A 19,005-nucleotide genomic window follows, 5' to 3' on the forward strand; every position below is an offset into this window, starting at 1 on the left:
TCCGATGCCGCCAACGTCGTCTCACGAGAACGTCTTGCGGCAATTGAAAACAACTCAATCAGATCGACGGCGACGTTGCCAAGCGATGGGTTGGGACGTGCCCGATGACGATCCCAACGTTCGGCAAGCATTGGAACATCCTGGCCCCTTGGCGACGGTCGTTTGTAGTCGTTTGGGACATGACACGACCCGGCATCGTCTCATGGCGAGACATTTGGCGGCGTCGATGCAAGCGATGCGGGCAAGTGGTGCGACCTTGCTGATCGCCGATGGCACGGCGGTCGGGCCGTGGGCGATGCAGGCCGCCGATCTATTCGGTGTGCCGATTTTACTTCTGAATAAGAGCGACGACCGTGACTTGCGGCTGATCTCGCTCGCCGATCGAGTCGATGTCGCCTATTGTCGACCCAAAGGGAAAGTGACCGGATTGATTCGCCGGCGTTGTGCGATCGAATCCGGCATCGTTCGCGTCGCGATCGGATCGAAGCACGAAACGGCATTGCTCGAAGCGGGTGCGATCGGACTGTTTTTGTCCGCCGAATCGGAATCCCCCTGTTCGAATACGGATCTTTTGTCGTCGCTCTCCGCCGATTCGTTGTCACCATGCATCGCGATGGACCAAATCGATTGGGATGAATTTTTGGTCCATTGCACCCGAGCGGCACCGGGCCCGTGGCCGAAACAAACGATTCGGCAATACCGCGACGAGATGTTGTTGGGCGATGCCGCCACGGCGTCCCGATCCGCTCCGGCTGCCTTAGCCAGGATCGTTCGCGGGCGACGATTGATCGCTGGTGCGGTCACGTCAAGCCATCAGATTCCGGTGGTTTGCTTCTCGGCCGTGCCTCTGCCTGAATTACTGTCTCGGCGAACCTATCGCAGCCACTTGCATCGCTGGGACTATGAACCGTATGGGATTGCGATTCGCAAAACGGCGGCCGAACAAATCGGGATCGAGCCGGTCGTTTATGCCGAAGACGTCTTGCGATCGGGACTGGGCTCCGGTCAACTTCATCGTTTCCAAGCTTGCGGGAAAACAACCGATTGGCGTGTCGAAAAAGAATGGCGGGCGGCCGAGGATGTCGACCTGGATGCCTTGGATCCGACTGACGTTTGCGTCTTTTCCGCCAACGGCGATTGGGCTGATAGACTATCCACCGTCAACCATCGATCTTGGCCCCTCGTGAACGTCCCATGCCCGATCAATTAACTCGCCGATCGATCGAACCGTCGCAAGCCACCGATGACATCGACGCGGCGAACGAGAGGGAGTGTGGCTCGTTGCGGGCTGTCTCTCAAGGACAGGACGGACAGCGTCTGCTCGGGCGAGACGAACACGCCGGGCCGTTCGAGTTGCGGGTATTGTCGGGAATCGCGAACAACCCGCGCCGTTTAGCCGAAGTGACCACGCAGTGCCAACGGATCGGATTGGTCGAGCATCCCGCGGTTCGTAAGGTGGCAAGTTGGAGCATGGATGTCGATCCGCCGACATTGCGAATGGAGTTGCCCAAAGGTACCGACCCAAGTCGCCATGGGCTTGATCGTCTCCTTGAACCAACGACAAGTCTCCTAACGGCTGACCAACGATGGCGAATCGCTTGGCAAATCGTCGATGCCGCCATCGCCGCCCATCGTGTGGGGCTCTTTCACGGCAGCTATTCTCCCACGACCCTGTTGGTCCAGGCCGACGACGCGGTACCTGTGTGGATCGATTACACGGCGACGATCTGCGACGAGGCAATCGCGAAGATTGCCTTGTCGGTCGACGACGACCTTCAATCGTTGCAACGATTGCTAAACGAACTGCTCGGTGCGTTGTTAGAAAAAACTCCCGAGGATACCGATCAAGGACCGCCGTCCCTCTCGCAGTGGCAATCCGCACTGCATCCGCACGTGTCTCATGAAATCGAGACGATGCCGACGGCGGAACTCGACAGCCGAAGTGGTTCGAGCCATGACGCCCCGACCAGCGAATCCGACTTTCACGGCGTCTCGATGAACGCCGTCGCGTCGAGCGAGCCGACGACGCGTTCGAGCAAGGAACCGCCTCGACAACTCGGCCGGTTTCAGTTGTTTCAACAAGTCGGCGAGGGCGGCATGGGGACCGTATTCCGCGCGATTGACTTGTCCAACCAAGAGACTGTCGCGGTCAAGATTTTACGAGATCGCGGCCAGGACTTCGCGAGATCGATTCGTCGGTTTCGCAAAGAGGCCCGCTTAATGGCCGACGCCCAAAACGAACACGTCACTCGCTTGATCGAAGTCGGCGAGGATCAAGGATTTCATTTTCTCGTGATGGAATTCATCGACGGAGTCAACCTCAAGAAATGGCTCTCCCGACGTCCGCCACTGGAAGAGGCCGAGGCGTTGTCGATCGCCGCTGATATATCGCGCGCACTCGTAGATGCTCATGCTCGCGAAATGGTTCATCGGGACATCAAGCCGGAAAACGTTCTGATTCATTTGCGCGACGATGCGCCGGAGTTTGCGGGGAACTTGTATCAGCGACCTCTGGAGCATTTCGTGATCAAGCTAACCGACTTCGGTATCGCAAGGCACGTCCATCAATCCGAGTCGATGGAGGTCACGCGCGCTGGATCGGTTTTGGGGACACCGCGGTACATGTCACCTGAACAATGCCGCTCGCTCGGCACCGTGAAACCATCATCGGACGTCTATTCGGTGGGAATCACGATGTACGAACTATTGACTGGTACGCTGCCCTTTGAGGCGGATGACTTCATGAAGATCGCGGCCATGCACTGCTACCAGGATGCACCGTCGATCCAAAAGCGAAACGCGAAAGTTTCAGACCTGGCGGCGCAAATCGTCCAGCGTGCGATTGCAAAAGACCCGGCCGATCGCTTCGGCGATGCGGGACAATTGCTGTCAGAAATTTTGAAGCTGGTCCACGGTCAACCGACCGGTTTCGAGGCTCATCCGAAACTACCCGATCATTCCAAAAAGAAAGTATGGACCAAGACCGTTGTTTGGAAGCTGGCAAGCCAGCCATCGGAATTGTGGCCGATGGTATCCAACACCGAGCGGCTTAACGAAGCGATCGGTTTGCCGCCGGTGGATTACCGCAGTGAAAATGATCCGATTCTCGGCGTCCGAAAATTCGGCGAGTTTACTCTCGGCGGCGTCAAGGTTTCTTGGGAAGAGCATCCGTTCGAATGGATCGAAGGCCGTCGGATGGGAATCCTGCGAGAGTTCGACCAAGGACCGTTCCGGTGGTTCATGAGCCTTGTCACGCTCGAGCCGCACGCCGACGGAGGAACGCGGTTGTCACATCAAGTCTCGATCGAGTCCCGCAATCTGCTCGGACGCATGCTGACAACCATCGAAGCGGACTGGAAAGGGTTCAAACATCTCGACGGAGTCTACAAGCGGGTCGATCGTGCGATCCAAGGTCGCTTGTCGGCAAAGGAAGGTTCCGACGCGTTTTGCAAAACCAAACCTCTCGGTCGAAACGAATCCAAACGACTGCGGGAACGAGTCGCCAATCTGATCGATCGGGGCGTTGATACCAGTTTGGCAAACCGCTTGGAAACGATCCTGCGAGACTGGTCGTCGCAGGACCTCGCGGCGCTTCGTCCGCTCGCCATCGCCGATCGGATGAAGGTCGATGGTCGATCGATGACGGACGCGTGTTTGATCGCCGCGACCGAAGGGCTGCTCGTGTTGCGATGGGAGGTCTTGTGTCCGACATGCCGCGTGGCCGCCTCGACAAGGGACCAACTTTCCGCGATCGGCGCGCACACGCATTGCGAAGCCTGCGACGTGGACTTTCAATCCAACTTGGGCGATTCGATCGAAATGGTATTTCAATCGCACCCGGAAATTCGTGAAGTCAATGACGGACAATACTGCATCGGAGGCCCAGAACACTCGCCGCACGTGGTCGCTCAAGTTCGAATCGAATCGCGAGAATGTTTGGAATTGGAATTGGATCTGAAGCCAGGTGACTATCTGCTGCGCGGACCGAGACTGCCGCGCACTCAACCGGTCCGAGTGCAATCAACCGCTGCTCCGTCTCGCGTCAACTTCGAATTGTCACGGGTCGGCCTCGGACGCCACACGCCGGCGCTCCGGGCCGGTCGCCAGAACCTCAGCCTGATGAATGATCTCGATCACTTGCATGTCGTTCGGATCGAACGCACGATCCCCCGCGGAGATGTGATCACGGCCACGATGGCGTCGGCTAACCCGTTGTTTCGTCAGTTGTTTCCCGATCAGAATTTTGCCGGCACGAATCCCATCGAAACCGAGACGATGTCGTTCGTGGCGACATGCATCGATCAAATCGAGGAACTGTACTTGAGCATGACGGAGGCCGAAGCCTACGAACTCATCCGAGAGCATCACCGTCGTTTGGCCGATGGCGTTCAAGCGTCTGGCGGCGCGGTCGTTAAAACGGTGGGCGAACGGATGTTGGCGTGTTTCCAACGGCGCGAACAAGCCGTTGAGGCAGCCGACTCAATCCGAGACCGGATGGCTCAACCGCCAGCGTTAACGAATCTACGCCTCGGCATCGCGGTTCATTGCGGTCCGACATTGGCAACGACCCAAAACAACCAAATCGATTATTTCGGTGCGACCGTTCGCGCAGTCTCGGCAATGCCCGACTTAGCAGGCGGCGATATGTTGGTTTCTGAACCAGTATACAGCGACCCGTTGACCCGCGAAAAATTCGCCGATTCGACCAACCAAATCGAAGTCATCGATCTACCGGGCACACCCGGATTGCGAGTCAAACGAATCGTCACCGAGCGATAATCGGGTCCAAGTTGGGTGCCGATTCCAGAGTTTTAAACTTAAACTTAAACTTAAACCAACGTCTTCACTGGTTGAAGCTCGTCTGGTGGAGTGATTCGGTTGATCACCGGATTGGGCGTTAGCGGTCTGTGGATTTTTTCAGCATCGTAACCCGAAGCGTGAGCGAGGGATCCCTACAGAGGACTAAATTGCATTCAATCCCTCGCTGACGCGTCGGGTTACGATTAAACCAACAGCCCGTTAGCCACGGTCCTCACTTAACCGGGGCTAACGCTGGGCTGCTAAAAGTTTGGTATCGCGGCGACTTCGGGTTGCGCAAGTTTGGTACCACGCCTTTCGGCGAAGCGAGCGGAGGTCGGTGCGGTTTTCGGGCCAACGGCCCATCCGTTTGCCTAGCCCAGTCCGAAGGGCTGGGTGATCGATAGCACGTTACCATGTAGGACCAACGGTCCGGCCGTTTGTTCACGTCGCTAGCAAACGGCCGGACCTTCGGCCCTTCATGGATCGCTCGCACATTCAACCCAGCCCTGCGGGCTGGGCTAGGTAAACTGCCGGGCCTTTGGCCCTGAAAGACTGCCCCGACATTCGTTAGAGGTCGGAGGCAAGTCGGCATGCGGAACAAAAACGAATTTTGGAATGATCGTGTCAATAGCGAAGTTTTAGCGGTCCAGGCTAACGCCCAAACGGCCAATTCAGTGAAGTGGGAAAATATCGCCAGACGTGCGTAGGTCGAGTCACTGCTTACGCTGAGTTTAAGTTTAAGTTTAAGTTTAAGTTTACGTTTAAGTTACCTGTCACCTGTCACCTGTCACCTGTTCTTAGTTCCTCATGATTCTCTGTGCCGATTGCTCGCACTGGGGTAAATAAACATTGCCAAACAGGTTCAAATGATTGAGCAGATGATAAAGAACATAGACTTCGACGCGGCGTTGCCATCCATCGGCTAACGGATAGATCGATTGATACGCGTCATCGAATTTTGCACCTACGCCGCCGAATAGGCGAATCATTCCGAACTCGGCTTCGGCGCACCCACGATAGGCGGCCGGGTCGATCAACACCGTCCGGTTGTGCGAATCCCTCATCACGTTGCCGCTCCATAGATCACCGTGCAACAACACGGTCTCAGGACGACGCCCCGTCAATCGGTCATTCAGCGTGTCGATCACCTTGCGAACGTCCCGTCGTAGCGTCTTAGATGCTCGTCCGGCATCGACGGCCGCTTTCAATTGTTCACCCAAGCGATACTCGGCCACAAACTCGATCCAACTCAAATCATCAGAATCGAGCACATTGCGTTGACGCGAGGCACCCAGGAAATTATCACGCGGGAAGCCGATCTCTTGTCCTACGCTTGATCGATGCAAGAGTGCCAACGTTTGTCCAAATGTCGCGTCATCGTTGCGACCTCCGTTCGATTCGACCCAAGGCAATACCAAGAAAGCGGAGCCTGAGATCACATCGACCAAGAGAGCTCTCGGGATGTGCAACGAGTCGATCGAATCAGCCAGTCCGGCGAGAGCTTCCAAACCATCCGCTTCCGCTTGGAAGTTGTCGAGAAAACTTGTGTCATTTTCTTTCACAAAGAAATGCGTCACGCTTCCGCTCTCATCGGCTGCCTCGACACGCCACGCTCGACTAATGCAGCCTCCGCCCACGGGGGTAGCCGATTGGACCTGCCAGTCGTAAAAGCATTGATTGAATAAGCGGTCGATGGATTGAGAAAGGGGCATCGAACCTCCAAGATGAAGAGCACGCTCGCGAGTAAGTTGCGGGAGTAAGTTATCTGAATGAAGAACGTAGCACGCGTCGTCAGACTTGTATTTGCCCTGTGACCGGCTATCCTCGATCGATCACGAATTCATTCTTTCATCCCGAGGGCGATTGCCGATGTATTGGTTTCGAAGTAGCTGGGTTTTATTGTGCTTGATCGCCACAAACGGTTGGGCCGAAAAGCCGAATATCTTGATGATTGCGATCGATGATCAAAACGATTGGATCGGATTCATGGACGGCCATCCGAATGCCAAGACCCCTCGAATCGATGCGTTGGCGGCTTCCGGGACGGCGTTCGTCAACGCGCATTGTCAGTCGCCGTTGTGCAATCCGTCGCGAACGAGTTTGATGACGTCCCAACGTCCCTGCTCGACCGGCATTTATGGATTGAAACCTTGGTTCCGCGACGTACCCGAACTGGCCGAATTGGAATCGTTGCCGCAGTACTTCCGTCGTCATGGATACAAGACTTATTCGACCGGAAAAATATATCATGGCGGGTATGGTCAACGAGGAAAAGCCGAATGGGATGTCGTCGGCGAACCCGCATCGGGCAAGCCTTTCCCTCCGGCGAAACTCGTCGAGACGCCTTCACAGAATCGATTGGTTGATTGGGGATGTTTTCCGCACCGCGACGAAGACAAAGGCGACTACAAAGTGGCCAGTTGGGCGGAGCGGGCACTCGACGAAATGCCCGATGACGAGCCTTTCTTTCTGGCTTGCGGGTTCTTCTTGCCTCACGTGCCTTGTTACGCGACGCAGAAATGGTTTGACATGCACCCGGTCGAGTCGACTTCGTTGCCGTTGATCCTTCGTGACGATCGTCGCGATACGCCGAGGTTCAGTTGGTACATGCACTGGGACTTGCCCGAACCGCGTTTGGAATTCCTCGAAGACGCCGACGAATGGATGAACCTAGTACGATCGTATTTGGCTTGCGGCAGTTTCATGGACAGCCAAGTGGGCCGCGTGCTCGACGCGCTGAAACGAAACGGATTGGCGGACAATACGATCGTGGTGTTGTGGTCCGATCATGGCTGGCATATTGGTGAAAAGGAGATCACGGGCAAGAATTCATTGTGGGTGGATTCGACCCGGGTGCCGTTGGTGTTCGCCGGCCCAGGGATCGAATCAGGCCAAGTCTGTTCTCAACCGGCCGAACTGTTGGACGTGTACCCGACATTGGTTTCCTTGGCGGGGTTGCCCGAGAAAGACAATTTAGAAGGCATCTCGTTGATGCCACAAATCCAAGACCCCACGACGGTTCGCCAACGTCCGGCAATCACGACCCATAACCAGGGTAACCACGCGGTGCGCACGAGCCGATGGCGATACATCACTTACGCGGATGGTTCAGAGGAACTCTACGACACCGAGAACGATCCGAATGAGTGGACCAACTTAGCGTCGGACGCTTCTCACCGGGCGACGATGGACGGGTTAAAACAGTTCCTTCCCAAGAAAGACGTCCCGCCCGCACCAGGTAGCGAAGCTCGCATTTTGACGTATGACGACGGGGTGGTGAATTGGGAAGGGAAAGACGTTGCTCCAGGCGCTTCCGTGCCGGGAATTTCAAGGTAAATTCGGTCCATGTGTCGGTCTCGATGCATGAATTCAACGTCACTGCGATGCGTCACCGTGGTTTGGGGTGGAGAATTTGGACGCACGCCGTTGCGCGTCGTGTTGTCAGTTTGCAGCGTAGCCGCCTTTAGGCAAAACACAGAGCGTCTACAATTCACACATGATTGCACCCACCCTTGAACGACTCCGCCGCGAATTACTTCAACAGCGTCACGGGCGAAGCCACTGGACGGGCGAGTTGTCCGCGTCGGCACTCAGTACCGCGACGGCGATCAGCGCGTTGAGCTTGGCGTGTCGCAAGAGCAATGGCTCGGACGAGGCGGTGCGGTATCGCGAACTCGTTCGTGGCGGTTCGGCTTGGTTGCGGACTCAGCAAAACGCGGACGGTGGCTACGGTGACACCGATCGCAGTCATTCGAACATCGCGACGAGTTACCTGGTGCTTGCCGCTCAAAAATTGGCTGCGGAAACACTGGCTGCGGAAACATTGGCTATGAAAATCTCCGCCGATCCGAAGGCTGCCGATGCGATCCCCGACGGCGATCACAATTCATCGGACGAGAGACTGCGTCAATACCTCGACACCGCCGGAGGCATCCCCGCACTTCGTCGACGTTATGGGACCGACAAGACGTTTGTCGTGCCGATTTTAACCAACATGGCGATTGCCGGATTGGTTCCCTGGAGCGAGGTGTCGGCACTCCCGTTCGAAGCCGCCGTGTTCCCTCAATCGATGTATCGGTTTCTCGGAATGCCGGTCGTCAGTTATGCCGTTCCCGCTTTGGTGGCGATCGGGCAGGCCAAGTTTCTGCACGACGGCACGTGGCCGCCGTGGTCGTGGGTGCGTCGAGCGGCGATCGCGCCGTCACTTCGGGTGTTGCGACAGATGCAGCCGGACAGCGGTGGTTACTTGGAAGCGACACCTTTAACGTCGTTCGTCTTGATGTCGTTACTCGATACCGATCGTGCGGAGCAACCCGTCGTCGCCGAAGGCCTGAAGTTCCTGGTGCAATCCTCTACACCGGAGAATGAAGGTCAATTCAGTTGGCCGATCGATACGAACTTGGCGACTTGGGTGACTTCACTGAGTGTCCAGGCGTTGACGATCGGTGAGGGCGATCGTGATTTCATCTCCGATGACTTAGTCGATTGGATTTTGTCGTGCCAACACAACGTGCGACATCCCTTTACCGGTGCCGACCCCGGTGGCTGGGGCTGGACCGACTTATCCGGCGCGGTCCCCGACGCCGACGATACTCCGGGGGCAATGATCGCGTTGATGGCGTGCCGGACGAGCGTCTCGCCGGAACAGGTCGGGCGAATCGACGAGGCTTGCCGACGCGGCGCGGGCTGGTTGCTCGGGCTGCAAAACCGCGACGGTGGTTGGCCGACGTTTTGCCGCGGTTGGGGAAAACTTCCGTTCGACCGCAGCAGTGTCGACTTGACCGCTCACGCGATCCGGGCACTACGTTGTCTGGAACCCGCCGGGTTGAGGGAGGCGATGAACACAGGTGCGACCGAGCGGGCGATCGGACGCGGGTTGGAGTTTCTTCGCCGACAGCAACAGCCCGATGGTTCCTGGTTACCGTTGTGGTTCGGCAATCAAGATCGTCCGGACGAGGACAATCCGGTTTACGGAACCGCCAAAGTTCTCGTCGACGTCGATCCCGCACTTGGTTTGGATTCGATCGTCCGAGGAATCGAGTATCTCGTCGACCACCAAAACGCCGACGGCGGGTGGGGGGGTGGACCTTCGGTCGCGGCCGCTTTCGGGCTGCCAGAGACGCATATCAGCACGGTCGAGGAAACCGCTTTGGCCGTCGACGCCCTGGCCAGTTTCTTCCACCGGGAGGCCGATCCGATTGCTTTGCCGATTAGCCTGACCAATCGCACCCGAGACGCTATACTGTTGGGCGGCGAGTGGCTGGTACGGGCCGTCGCCGACGATCGCCACCAAACGGCGTGGCCGATCGGGTTTTATTTTGCCAAGCTTTGGTATCACGAACGGCTCTATCCACCGATCTTTGCCCTCGCGGCACTCTCCCGCTTGGCGAAACACGTTCAACAGACCGACGCATCTCCACCGAGCTCACCCACCTAATTCCCTCACCACGACGCACTTTCTCAGCAGGGTATCAATTTGTCGACCGGATCACCCCCGACGCGGACGAAGCGGCGAAAGACCAGCCATCTCAAGGACGTTCCGGAAACCCTCGCGATGCGGGAGAGTTTGCGGGATCGTTGTCGGGAGGTCGCCGATCGTTTGGACCACGACCATCCGCTGACCAAAGATCAAATGGAAGTCGTCGCCCGGCGGATGCTCGAGGAAGCCGATCTGCCCGAAGGCTTCTTGGGCTGGACGATGGTGAACATCAGTAGCGCCTTTTGGCGAAAGCAACTTTCGTCGGTGCCTCCGGAGCGTCGTTTGTTTTTGTTGCCCCATTGTTTGAAACACGCCGAAGGCTGCCCCGCCGATTACGACCAATTCGGTATGAATTGCAAGGAATGCGGTGCGTGCAGTATCGCCGATTTCCGCGGCGTGGCCGAAGAGATGGGGTATCGCGTTTTAGTCGCCGAAGGCTCACCGGTGGTGATGAAGATCATCGTCGGCGGATACGTCGATGCGGTCGTTGGTGTGGCGTGTTTGAATGTTTTGGAAAAGGCCATCGATAAGGTTTTGCTGGCGGGGATTCCCTGCATGGCGGTGCCGTTGTTGTCGAGCGATTGTCGCAATACCAAGGTCGACGAATCGTGGGTCGAAGAGATGATCCGCACTCCATACATTCCCGCCGCAGCGCAAACCCGCAGTTACGTTCACTTGATGCGAGCGGCGGGCGGATTGTTCCAAACCGATGAACTTCATCGCCTGGCACCACCGGCGCGGATCGGCGAAAACGGCCGGCTGCCCGGACAAGGTTCAGGCAATGAGTCACAAGAAGACGCGATCACACCGGATCGTTTGGAAGGCGTCGACCCGATCGCCGCGACCGAAGCGATCGCGTATGACTTTTTAGCTCGGGGCGGTAAACACTCACGGCCGTTCATCACCTTGGCGGCATACGATGCGATGACCGGCGGCGATGCGACGGCAGGCGACGGTGAAGCGATCTTAGAAAAAATCCCCGATGCGGTTCGCCGCGCGGCGCTGAGTATCGAAACGTTTCATAAAGCAAGTTTGGTTCACGACGATATCGAAGACGACGATGCGTTCCGATACGGCCAACCCGCCGTCCACGATCGATTCGGCGTGGCGACCGCGATCAATGTCGGCGATTACTTGATCGGTTTGGGCTATCGGTTGCTCAGCCGCACGATGATCGGTGACGAGGTCCCCGCCGCGACTCGCGTCGATTTGCTCGATTCGTTGGCGGCCGCGCACGTGCGTTTGTCGGAAGGCCAGGGCGCGGAGTTGTTTTGGCGAGATGCCAAAGATCGACGTTTGCAGCCGATCGACGCGTTGAAGATTTACGCGTTGAAAACTTCACCCGCTTTTGAAGCGGCGTTGTTCAGCGGTGTGCGTTTGGCGATTCAAGATGCCGACGCGATTGCGGAAGCGGCCCAGGTCGAGAGATTGCTCGATCCGATCCGCCGTTTCTCACGTAATTTGGGCGTCGCGTTTCAAATCATCAACGACCTGCACGATTGGCTCGGCGATGATTCGAACAAACTCAGCGCCGGTGCCGACGTGATCGCGGGCCGACCCACATTGTTGTGGGCACTGGCATTGCAAAACCTCAACGGAGACGATCAAGCGACGCTGTTGAGCATCGCCGAGGATGATTGTGAGTTGTCAGTGATCGAGCGTTTGCAAACGGCCGAACGTCTTTATCGCCAATCCGGTGCCTTTGACCTCGCGTTGCAGTTGGTCGACAAGCATCAAGCCAAAGCCGAACAGGTGGCCGACGACATCGAAATCGAACCACTGCGTCGGTTGTTTTATTTCCTCGTCGATACCGTTTTGGAACGGCCCGAGATGCCGTCGCCGGCGCTCGTTTCGCTCGCCGTCGCGGCCCCGGTCGCCTGAGTCATGTCGGACGTGGTAAGTGACCGAGCGATCCAGGATGACGATGAATTCGTCGACTTATCGGAACTGTTGGCGGAGTTTTATGCTTCGCCGGCAACGCTGGGCGAATTCGAACAAGTCGCCGAAGTTCCCGCTCCGTTCGATCAATTGCTCGATCACAACCATCACATGACGGTCACCGTCGAAGCGTTTCATGGCGATGTAGTTGATGTCGTCGTGCATCGCAGTCGCAGTTCGCTCGAGGACGGCAACTCGGTTTGGCAAAACGATCCGAATTTGCGATCGGACCAACGGACCGCAATCGCCGCGACGACGGTTTCGTATTCTCGCGAGATCACTCTGGTGACTCATCAATCCCAACGCACCGTGCAATACGGGATCGTGCGTCTCAACCCGGCCATGTTGCAACGTGCGGTATGGATGGAGATCGCCGGCGGTGAAATCCCGCTCGGCCGCGTCTTGATCCAACACCACGTGCTGCGTTCGGTCGAATTGTGTCGCTTGTGGAAAGTCACCTGCGGAGTGGCCTTGGCGAAGTTTCTCGGCACACCGATCGGTGAAGTCGTCTACGGCCGGACCGCATTGATCCGATGTGACAATCAACCCGCGATCGAACTGCTAGAAATCGTCGTCGATATCGTCGTCGATCGCTAAGCCCGGCCGCAAGCGGCGTGTTGGCTTAATTGTTTTGGTAACCCGACGCGTGAGTTTTGAGGTTGCACTTTTTTCGTAACCCGCTGCGTAAGCGAGGGATCATTGATATTGACTCATCCCTCGCTTACGCTTCGGGTTACCATTAAATCGACACGCCGCATCTGGTGTTGGTTCGCTCCAAAAAACTTAAGCTTAAACCTAAACTTAAACCTAAACTCTCGTCGCAACCACGAGCCCCACGATTCGCGGGTTTTGCTGCTGTTAAGTTTAGGTTTAAGTTTAAGTTTAAGTTGAGGCTGTTGCCTTGGGCTGGCACGCTCAAGCGAGCAGGACGATTCAAAGCCGAGGCAGATCTTGGGCTGGTGTCGTGGCGGGTAACTATCCGACAATGGGTCTCGCATTCGTTCTTTTTGAATTCCGTCGCACCCAGGAACCCTTTCGTTGACCGCTCAGCATTCGCCCGAAACGACCACATTGAACCGCAATTTGACGCGAAGTATGGGCGACGCGGCTTGTTTCGGCGGGATGGTCGGTTGCGGCGAATCGTATTTGCCGGCGTTTGCGTTGGCGGTCGGGATGAGCGACACGGCGGCGGGGTTGGTGGGAAGCGTGCCATTGTTCGTCGGCGGAATCTTGCAATTGGTGTCGCCGACCGGCATCCGCTGGATCGGTGGATTGCGGCGGTGGGTCGTCGCCGGGGCGACGTTGCAGGCGCTCGCTTTCATTCCCCTGATCGTGGCGGCATGGGTCGGCGAGTTGTCGCTCGGGATGATCTTGCTGATCGCATCGTTGTACTGGGCGACGGGGCTGGCGACCGGGCCGGCCTGGAACACTTGGGTGGAAGAGATCGTACCGTCCGGGATTCGTGTTCGTTTCTTTTCCCGACGATCACGCTTGCAGCAGGTCTGCACGTTTGGCGGTTTGGTTGCCGCAGGCGTCACGTTGCACGTTGCCTCGCAATACGGCCGAGCCCTATGGGGATTCACCGCGATCTTTGTCGCCGCGACGGGACTGCGTCTCGCGTCGGCTTGGTTCTTGTTCCAACATCCCCGCGATCAAGCGGAATCCAACGGGAGTTCAACGGCGGCAAACGGCCAGTTGGCGGGCGAAGATCTCGCGATCGTTGCTCGACCGGCTGCGATCAACGAATCGAATCATCCGCTGCGGGACTCGGCTTTTCGCAACCGTGCGGCGGGACGATTGTTGGCCTATTTGGTGCTGATGCAAGTATTCATTCAGATCAGCGGTCCGTTCTTCACGCCATTCATGCTGACCCATTTGCAGTTCACCTACGGCGAGTTCGTTTGGCTGACCTCGATCGCATTCGTCAGCAAAGTGTTGTCGATCGCGTTTTGGGGACGAACGGCAGAGAAGTTCGGAGCCGATCGATTGCTGTGGATGGGCGGCATCGGGCTAATACCACTTTCGTCGTTTTGGATCTTTTCGTCCGACTTGGTTTATCTCACGTTCGTGCAGATCATTGCGGGGATCGCCTGGGCGGCGTACGAACTCGGTTTCTTTTTGAGCTTTTTTGATTTGCTGCCGCGGGCTCGGCGGACGAAACTGCTCACGATTTACAACTTCGCCAACACGGCCGCGATCTGCTTAGGTGCGGTGCTGGGTGCGGCGATCTTCAACAGGCTCGGTGCCGACGAGGTCGCCTACGATTGGTTGTTCGGTTTATCGGCGGTCGGCCGCCTGTTATGCTTGGCCGTGTTGGCGGGGACGCCGCTTCCCCATCATGCGGTCCGCACGATCGCGCTTCGGATTCTCAGCGTGCGGGTCAATTCGGGGTCGATCACCAGTCCGGTGGTGGCCGGCGGCGATGATTAACAGTTGGATGATTTGAACGCCGATGTCGCCTGAATCGAGCCAACCGCCGGACGAGTTTCAAACGCAGCCCGTTGCCGCGTTGTCGGGTCACGTTGCTCACGATTCACAAGATTTATCCGCGCGAGCGACAGGCCAGAGACGGCCGGGTTCACGAATCGATGATTTCGAAATCATCCAAATGCTCGGCAAGGGCGCATTCGCAGAAGTTTATCTGGCACGCCAATTGTCGATGGCACGCTTGGTCGCGTTGAAGATCTCTGGAGGTGACGGCGACGAACCTCAAGCCCTTGCACAGTTCGATCATCCCAATATCGTTCGCGTGTACGATCAGCGGATCGTTGATCGTTCGCATTTACTGTACATGCAGTATCATCCTGGCGGCACGTTGGCCGATGTGGTCACGTTAGTCCGCGAGGTGACCCACGATGTCTCATCGGAAATCCAGGGTGAAGTCTATTTGCGAGCCATTGATGCGAACCTGTTGGCGGCGGCGCAGGTTGTCCCCGAGCGTTCGGGTACTCGTGATTGGTTAGCGACGGCGGATTGGCCCAAGGTGGTCGCGTGGGTGGGGATTCAGTTATCACAGGCCCTGCAAGCGGCTCACCAGGCGGGCGTATTGCACCGCGACGTCAAACCCGCCAACGTCTTGTTGACCGCCGAGGGGATTCCGCAACTGGCCGATTTCAACGTGAGCTTGACGGACGCGCCCGCTGCATTCGCTCAGTCCGGTCAATCCACCGAGACTTGCTTGGGCGGGTCGCTCGGGTACATGTCGCCGGAGCATTTACGAGCGATGCACCCGAAACTTTCCGGCTCGCCGGGCGGAATCCGCGAACCGGCGGATCTGTATTCGTTGGCGGTCTTGTTATGGGAGCTTTGGCAGGGGCAGCGCCCGTTCGAATGCAACGACGAAGCACGCTCGCCATCGGACATGATCCACGAGCAAATCGCGTCTCGTTCCCGCCCGCTCAAACCGCCAAACTGGGCGGCCGATGGAACCGGCAAGGCCAACGCATCGGCGCGGGTATTGCATCGTGTGCTCGTCGATGCCTTATCCGTCGATCCGTCGGCTCGGCCGGTCAGCGGCGGCGCGATGGCGGGCCGTTTAAAATTAGCGATGCACCCGGAAGCGGCACGATTATTTGAACCCGAAGCGGGGTCGCTCGCTGATCGGCTGATGCGAATCTCGCCGTGGTGGGTGGCGACGGTGGCCATCTTGTTGCCGAACATTGCCGCCGGTTGGTTCAACTATCAATACAACCAAAACGAAATCATGACCGAACAGATGCGGGCCGGATTGGATCAGATCGCATTTTGGGTCAACGCGATCGCTTTCCCCTTTGCCGTCGGGTTGATGATCTACTTTACCAGTGCCTGCGCCAGGGCACTCGGAGCGGCTTGCAACGGAGAAACGGTCGGACCGCAGGAGTTACGGGCAACGTTGGAATTGGGACATCGAGCCGCGATCATCGGCGGAACTTGCTGGACGATCGCGGGAATCGTGTATCCGATTCTATTGCGATGGCGTTTCAGCGAGTTCACATCCGACCAAGCGACTCATTTCTTTTTATCTCTGTTGATGTGCGGCGGAGTTGCGATGATTTACCCGCTGTTTGTATTGGGAATGATCACGACGCATGTTTACTATCCGCAAATGATCCGCCCGACGATGATCGATTCGCAATTCCATGCCAACGCGAAACGGATCAAGGAAACGAGCGAATCGTATCTCTTGATCGCGGTACTGATTCCGTTGTTCGGATTGGCGTTGATGGTGTTCGGTGAGAGTCAATCGAAAGGGTTCATGTTGACCGCGATTTTCGCCGGCATGCTCGGTCTGTTCGGATCGTTCAAGGCATACCGCAGCATGGTGCAAACGTGGGAACGACTCGGCGAGGTTCTAGCGTCGAAGTGACAGCGGACTCGGGACCCGCACGAGCTCGTCTCGTGGGTGAATCAGGTTCGCAAGCTAGACAACGACGCCCTCCCAACCTTCCGATTTTCACTTGTGCTCGCCGCTTGAAGCGGCGAGCACAAGTGAAAATCGGAAGGTTGGGGAAATTGCGGCTCGTGTCTAGCTTGCCAACCTCGGCTTCCTGCCAGACGAGCTGGCAGGGGAGCAATACATGAGGACTCGTGGGGTATAAGAAAGCTGGAAACCTATGCCACCAATTGTTCACGCGATGTTTAGCGTCGAATTGACAGCGTAATAGCGGTCTTACGCCATCCAATCGGCTTTGTAAGCCAAGCCGAGATTCAGGATCCGCTGGATCAAGGCTTCGTATCCGATCCCTGCGGCTTCGGCGGATTCGGCGAAATCTTCGCCGTACTCGATGTTCGGATTCGCGTTCGCTTCGATCACGTAGATCTCACCCGTCGAGGTCAAGCGCAAGTCCATCCGTGCATAGCCCGTCATTTCTAATGCCCGATAAACCCGTTTGGATAGTTTCGCAATTTGTTGTTGCATCGCGGGATCGAGGTCTTTGGCCGCGTGGGTGGTGATTTGATGTCGTTCTTGATACTTGCGATCCCACTTCACCCGGCTCGTCGCGATCGGGGCGGCGGCGTCGGTCAAGGTCCCGAAATCCATTTCCCACGCCGGAAAACAGACCAGGCGATCGTTGCCGATCACGCCACAGTACAGCTCGCGGCCTTCGATGTATTGTTCCACAATGACGTCGTCACCGGTCTTTTCGTGCATGAACGCGACTCGTTCCTGCAAGGCTTCGTCGGTGGTGACGATCGACGCCTGAGCGATTCCGAACGAGGCGTCTTCGACAGCTGATTTGACAAATAAAGGAAACGTCAATCGCTTCGGACGACGGATCGCGCGGCCGATCGGGAAGACCGCGAATCGGGGTGTCGGGATGCGGTGATAGGTCAGGATTTTTTTGGAGAGCGCCTTGTCTTTGCTAAGTAGCAATCCACGCGGGTTGCACCCGGTGTAGGACTGTTGCATCAATTCCAAGTAACTCGTCACGGCAAAGTCATAACGGACGAGGCCATGAAACTCTTCGAGCAGCATGTACGTGATGTCGGGCTGCCATTCGAGCAGCGCTTGCCGGATCTTTCCCAAATCGTTGTAGATCCCCAGCGGCAAGACCTCGTGACCGAGACCGCGAAGGGTTTCGGAAATATCGAACTCGGCCTTCCAAGCTCCCCACTGGTCTTCGGTGAATCCGTCGAGTGATTCCGGCGGCTCGTGGCCTTCGCGGACCAAGACGAGAACGCGTAGTTTAGAGTGTCGCACGATGCCCGCCCTCGTGCAGGAAATTGGTGGTTCGAACGGCGACCAAAATCATCGCGTCGCGTTTGACATCGTCGACCGGACCGCCGACACGCAAGTTCAATTCGCGGCACCGCTCGATCATTTCTTGGACGACCTGATCGATCGTGTATGCGTACTCACCGGTCCATTTGGCGACGGTGCTTCGGAGTTCATTGCGAATCCGGGTCAAGAACGCGGCCGCAGTCGGATTGCGGCTGTGAGCAGGATCGGACGAAAACAATTTCTGCAAATCGTTGTCGTAGACGCTGGGGAGATCCAATCCGTAATGGCTGCGTTTGCGTTCGTAATGCGCGCGAAGTGTCCGGCGGATTTTGGAAATCGGATCGACCGTTGCGCGGGATTGCACCGGAGCTTTCTTGCCTTGCAGGGATTGCATCAGCTCGTCGACGGTTTCAAGTTTTTTCTTGGCGGGCCAATTCCGATACCGGGTCCGCCAACGCGAGCCCGGCCGCAGCCAAACGGCAAACGTTTCGGCAAAATCTTCCAGGGGATGCGATTGAGCGTACCACATTTCAAGATGAAGCACGTAGTCGCGGCTGGACGGTTTGAGCTGATAGGATTCGGGGTAGGTTTGCGAGGGTTTGCCGAAGACGTCTCGAAAGACCGACTTGCGACGAATTCGAAACGCCGTGTCGATCGCGTGCCCGGCCTCGTGACGTAAAATTTTCATGCACCATTCGTGGGTGCCGCCTTCGACGTCGAGCAATTGTTTTCGTTCCAATCGCATCAATCGCCGATGGGCCAAATAGAATGGGATCGCCACCCCGGGAACGTCATCCGGAGAAAACCAATCATCACTGAGCCAGAAGTGAGGACGAAACGACAAGCCACGTTCGGCCAGTTCGTGATAAAGTTGATCGATGCGTTGTTCGAGATACGTACCCGCGATGGTCAGCTTGAGGTCGCAAATCCGCATGTCGAGCAACTGATTGTCCGACATGGACAATAGCGGGTCGCTCGATCGTTCCGGTTCGGATCGGACTGGCTTGGGTTTGGCCATCGCGAAAAAATCAACCTGATGTCGTGCGAATGTGTTCGGGCGAATGTGTTCTAGCAATTGTGTTCGGGT

General features: G+C 57.0%; 11 protein-coding genes. 8 read left to right on the forward strand and 3 right to left on the reverse strand.

Going from position 1 to position 19,005, the window contains the following annotated elements:
- The first annotated feature begins 4 nt into the window (after positions 1 to 4).
- Both Pla100_RS20180 and Pla100_RS20185 read left to right on the forward strand, forming a co-directional pair.
- The gene (locus tag Pla100_RS20180) at positions 5 to 1,210 is read left to right on the forward strand and encodes a hypothetical protein (protein ID WP_146579500.1); all 1,206 of its coding nucleotides are present in this window, start codon (positions 5 to 7) and stop codon (positions 1,208 to 1,210) included.
- Complete coding sequence (locus Pla100_RS20185; protein WP_146579502.1) at positions 1,195 to 4,779, forward strand: protein kinase domain-containing protein; 3,585 nt, start codon at positions 1,195 to 1,197, stop codon at positions 4,777 to 4,779. The genes Pla100_RS20180 and Pla100_RS20185 overlap by 16 nt, the downstream gene beginning before the upstream one ends.
- 818 nt (positions 4,780 to 5,597) lie before the next feature.
- Here Pla100_RS20185 and Pla100_RS20190 read toward each other — a convergent pair.
- A complete protein-coding gene (locus tag Pla100_RS20190) occupies positions 5,598 to 6,512 on the reverse strand; it encodes a fructosamine kinase family protein (RefSeq protein ID WP_146579504.1) in 915 nt (304 codons plus the stop codon).
- 157 nt (positions 6,513 to 6,669) lie between these two features.
- On the opposite strand from Pla100_RS20190, the gene Pla100_RS20195 reads away from it, so the two are divergent.
- The 6 genes from Pla100_RS20195 to Pla100_RS20220 all read left to right on the forward strand — a co-directional run bounded on the left by Pla100_RS20195 (position 6,670) and on the right by Pla100_RS20220 (position 16,562).
- Positions 6,670 to 8,136: a sulfatase gene (locus Pla100_RS20195; RefSeq protein ID WP_146579506.1), complete on the forward strand. Its 1,467-nt coding sequence runs from the start codon at positions 6,670 to 6,672 to the stop codon at positions 8,134 to 8,136.
- Positions 8,137 to 8,296: 160 nt separating this feature from the next.
- The gene (locus Pla100_RS20200; RefSeq protein ID WP_146579508.1) at positions 8,297 to 10,237 is read left to right on the forward strand and encodes a prenyltransferase/squalene oxidase repeat-containing protein; all 1,941 of its coding nucleotides are present in this window, start codon (positions 8,297 to 8,299) and stop codon (positions 10,235 to 10,237) included.
- A gap of 117 nt (positions 10,238 to 10,354) precedes the next feature.
- Positions 10,355 to 12,160 carry a DUF116 domain-containing protein gene (locus tag Pla100_RS20205; RefSeq protein WP_146579627.1) on the forward strand — a complete coding sequence of 602 codons (1,806 nt, stop codon included), beginning with the start codon at positions 10,355 to 10,357 and terminating at the stop codon, positions 12,158 to 12,160.
- A 3-nt stretch (positions 12,161 to 12,163) separates the two neighbouring features.
- The gene (locus Pla100_RS20210) at positions 12,164 to 12,814 is read left to right on the forward strand and encodes a hypothetical protein (protein ID WP_146579510.1); all 651 of its coding nucleotides are present in this window, start codon (positions 12,164 to 12,166) and stop codon (positions 12,812 to 12,814) included.
- Positions 12,815 to 13,255: 441 nt separating this feature from the next.
- Complete coding sequence (locus tag Pla100_RS20215; RefSeq protein ID WP_231603279.1) at positions 13,256 to 14,647, forward strand: MFS transporter; 1,392 nt, start codon at positions 13,256 to 13,258, stop codon at positions 14,645 to 14,647.
- 22 nt (positions 14,648 to 14,669) lie between these two features.
- Positions 14,670 to 16,562: a serine/threonine-protein kinase gene (locus tag Pla100_RS20220; protein WP_146579512.1), complete on the forward strand. Its 1,893-nt coding sequence runs from the start codon at positions 14,670 to 14,672 to the stop codon at positions 16,560 to 16,562.
- Positions 16,563 to 16,865: 303 nt separating this feature from the next.
- Here Pla100_RS20220 and Pla100_RS20225 read toward each other — a convergent pair whose 3' ends face one another.
- Together Pla100_RS20225 and Pla100_RS20230 are read right to left on the reverse strand one after the other, a co-directional pair.
- Positions 16,866 to 17,897 carry a D-alanine--D-alanine ligase family protein gene (locus tag Pla100_RS20225; protein WP_146579514.1) on the reverse strand — a complete coding sequence of 344 codons (1,032 nt, stop codon included), beginning with the start codon at positions 17,895 to 17,897 and terminating at the stop codon, positions 16,866 to 16,868.
- Positions 17,884 to 18,936: a putative zinc-binding metallopeptidase gene (locus Pla100_RS20230; protein ID WP_146579516.1), complete on the reverse strand. Its 1,053-nt coding sequence runs from the start codon at positions 18,934 to 18,936 to the stop codon at positions 17,884 to 17,886. The genes Pla100_RS20225 and Pla100_RS20230 overlap by 14 nt, the downstream gene beginning before the upstream one ends.
- Between the last annotated feature and the right edge of the window lie 69 nt (positions 18,937 to 19,005).

This window comes from Neorhodopirellula pilleata, from assembly GCF_007859915.1.
Taxonomy (GTDB): Bacteria; Planctomycetota; Planctomycetia; order Pirellulales; family Pirellulaceae; genus Rhodopirellula; species Rhodopirellula pilleata.

Excerpts from the sequence above, each read along its gene's own strand:
- Pla100_RS20180 (WP_146579500.1), top strand. The coding sequence starts at position 5 with ATGCCGCCAACGTCGTCTCACGAGAACGTCTTGCGGCAATTGAAAACA.
- Pla100_RS20185 (WP_146579502.1), top strand. The coding sequence starts at position 1,195 with ATGCCCGATCAATTAACTCGCCGATCGATCGAACCGTCGCAAGCCACC.
- Pla100_RS20190 (WP_146579504.1), bottom strand. The coding sequence starts at position 6,512 with ATGCCCCTTTCTCAATCCATCGACCGCTTATTCAATCAATGCTTTTAC.
- Pla100_RS20195 (WP_146579506.1), top strand. The coding sequence starts at position 6,670 with ATGTATTGGTTTCGAAGTAGCTGGGTTTTATTGTGCTTGATCGCCACA.
- Pla100_RS20200 (WP_146579508.1), top strand. The coding sequence starts at position 8,297 with ATGATTGCACCCACCCTTGAACGACTCCGCCGCGAATTACTTCAACAG.
- Pla100_RS20205 (WP_146579627.1), top strand. The coding sequence starts at position 10,355 with ATGCGGGAGAGTTTGCGGGATCGTTGTCGGGAGGTCGCCGATCGTTTG.
- Pla100_RS20210 (WP_146579510.1), top strand. The coding sequence starts at position 12,164 with ATGTCGGACGTGGTAAGTGACCGAGCGATCCAGGATGACGATGAATTC.
- Pla100_RS20220 (WP_146579512.1), top strand. The coding sequence starts at position 14,670 with ATGTCGCCTGAATCGAGCCAACCGCCGGACGAGTTTCAAACGCAGCCC.
- Pla100_RS20230 (WP_146579516.1), bottom strand. The coding sequence starts at position 18,936 with ATGGCCAAACCCAAGCCAGTCCGATCCGAACCGGAACGATCGAGCGAC.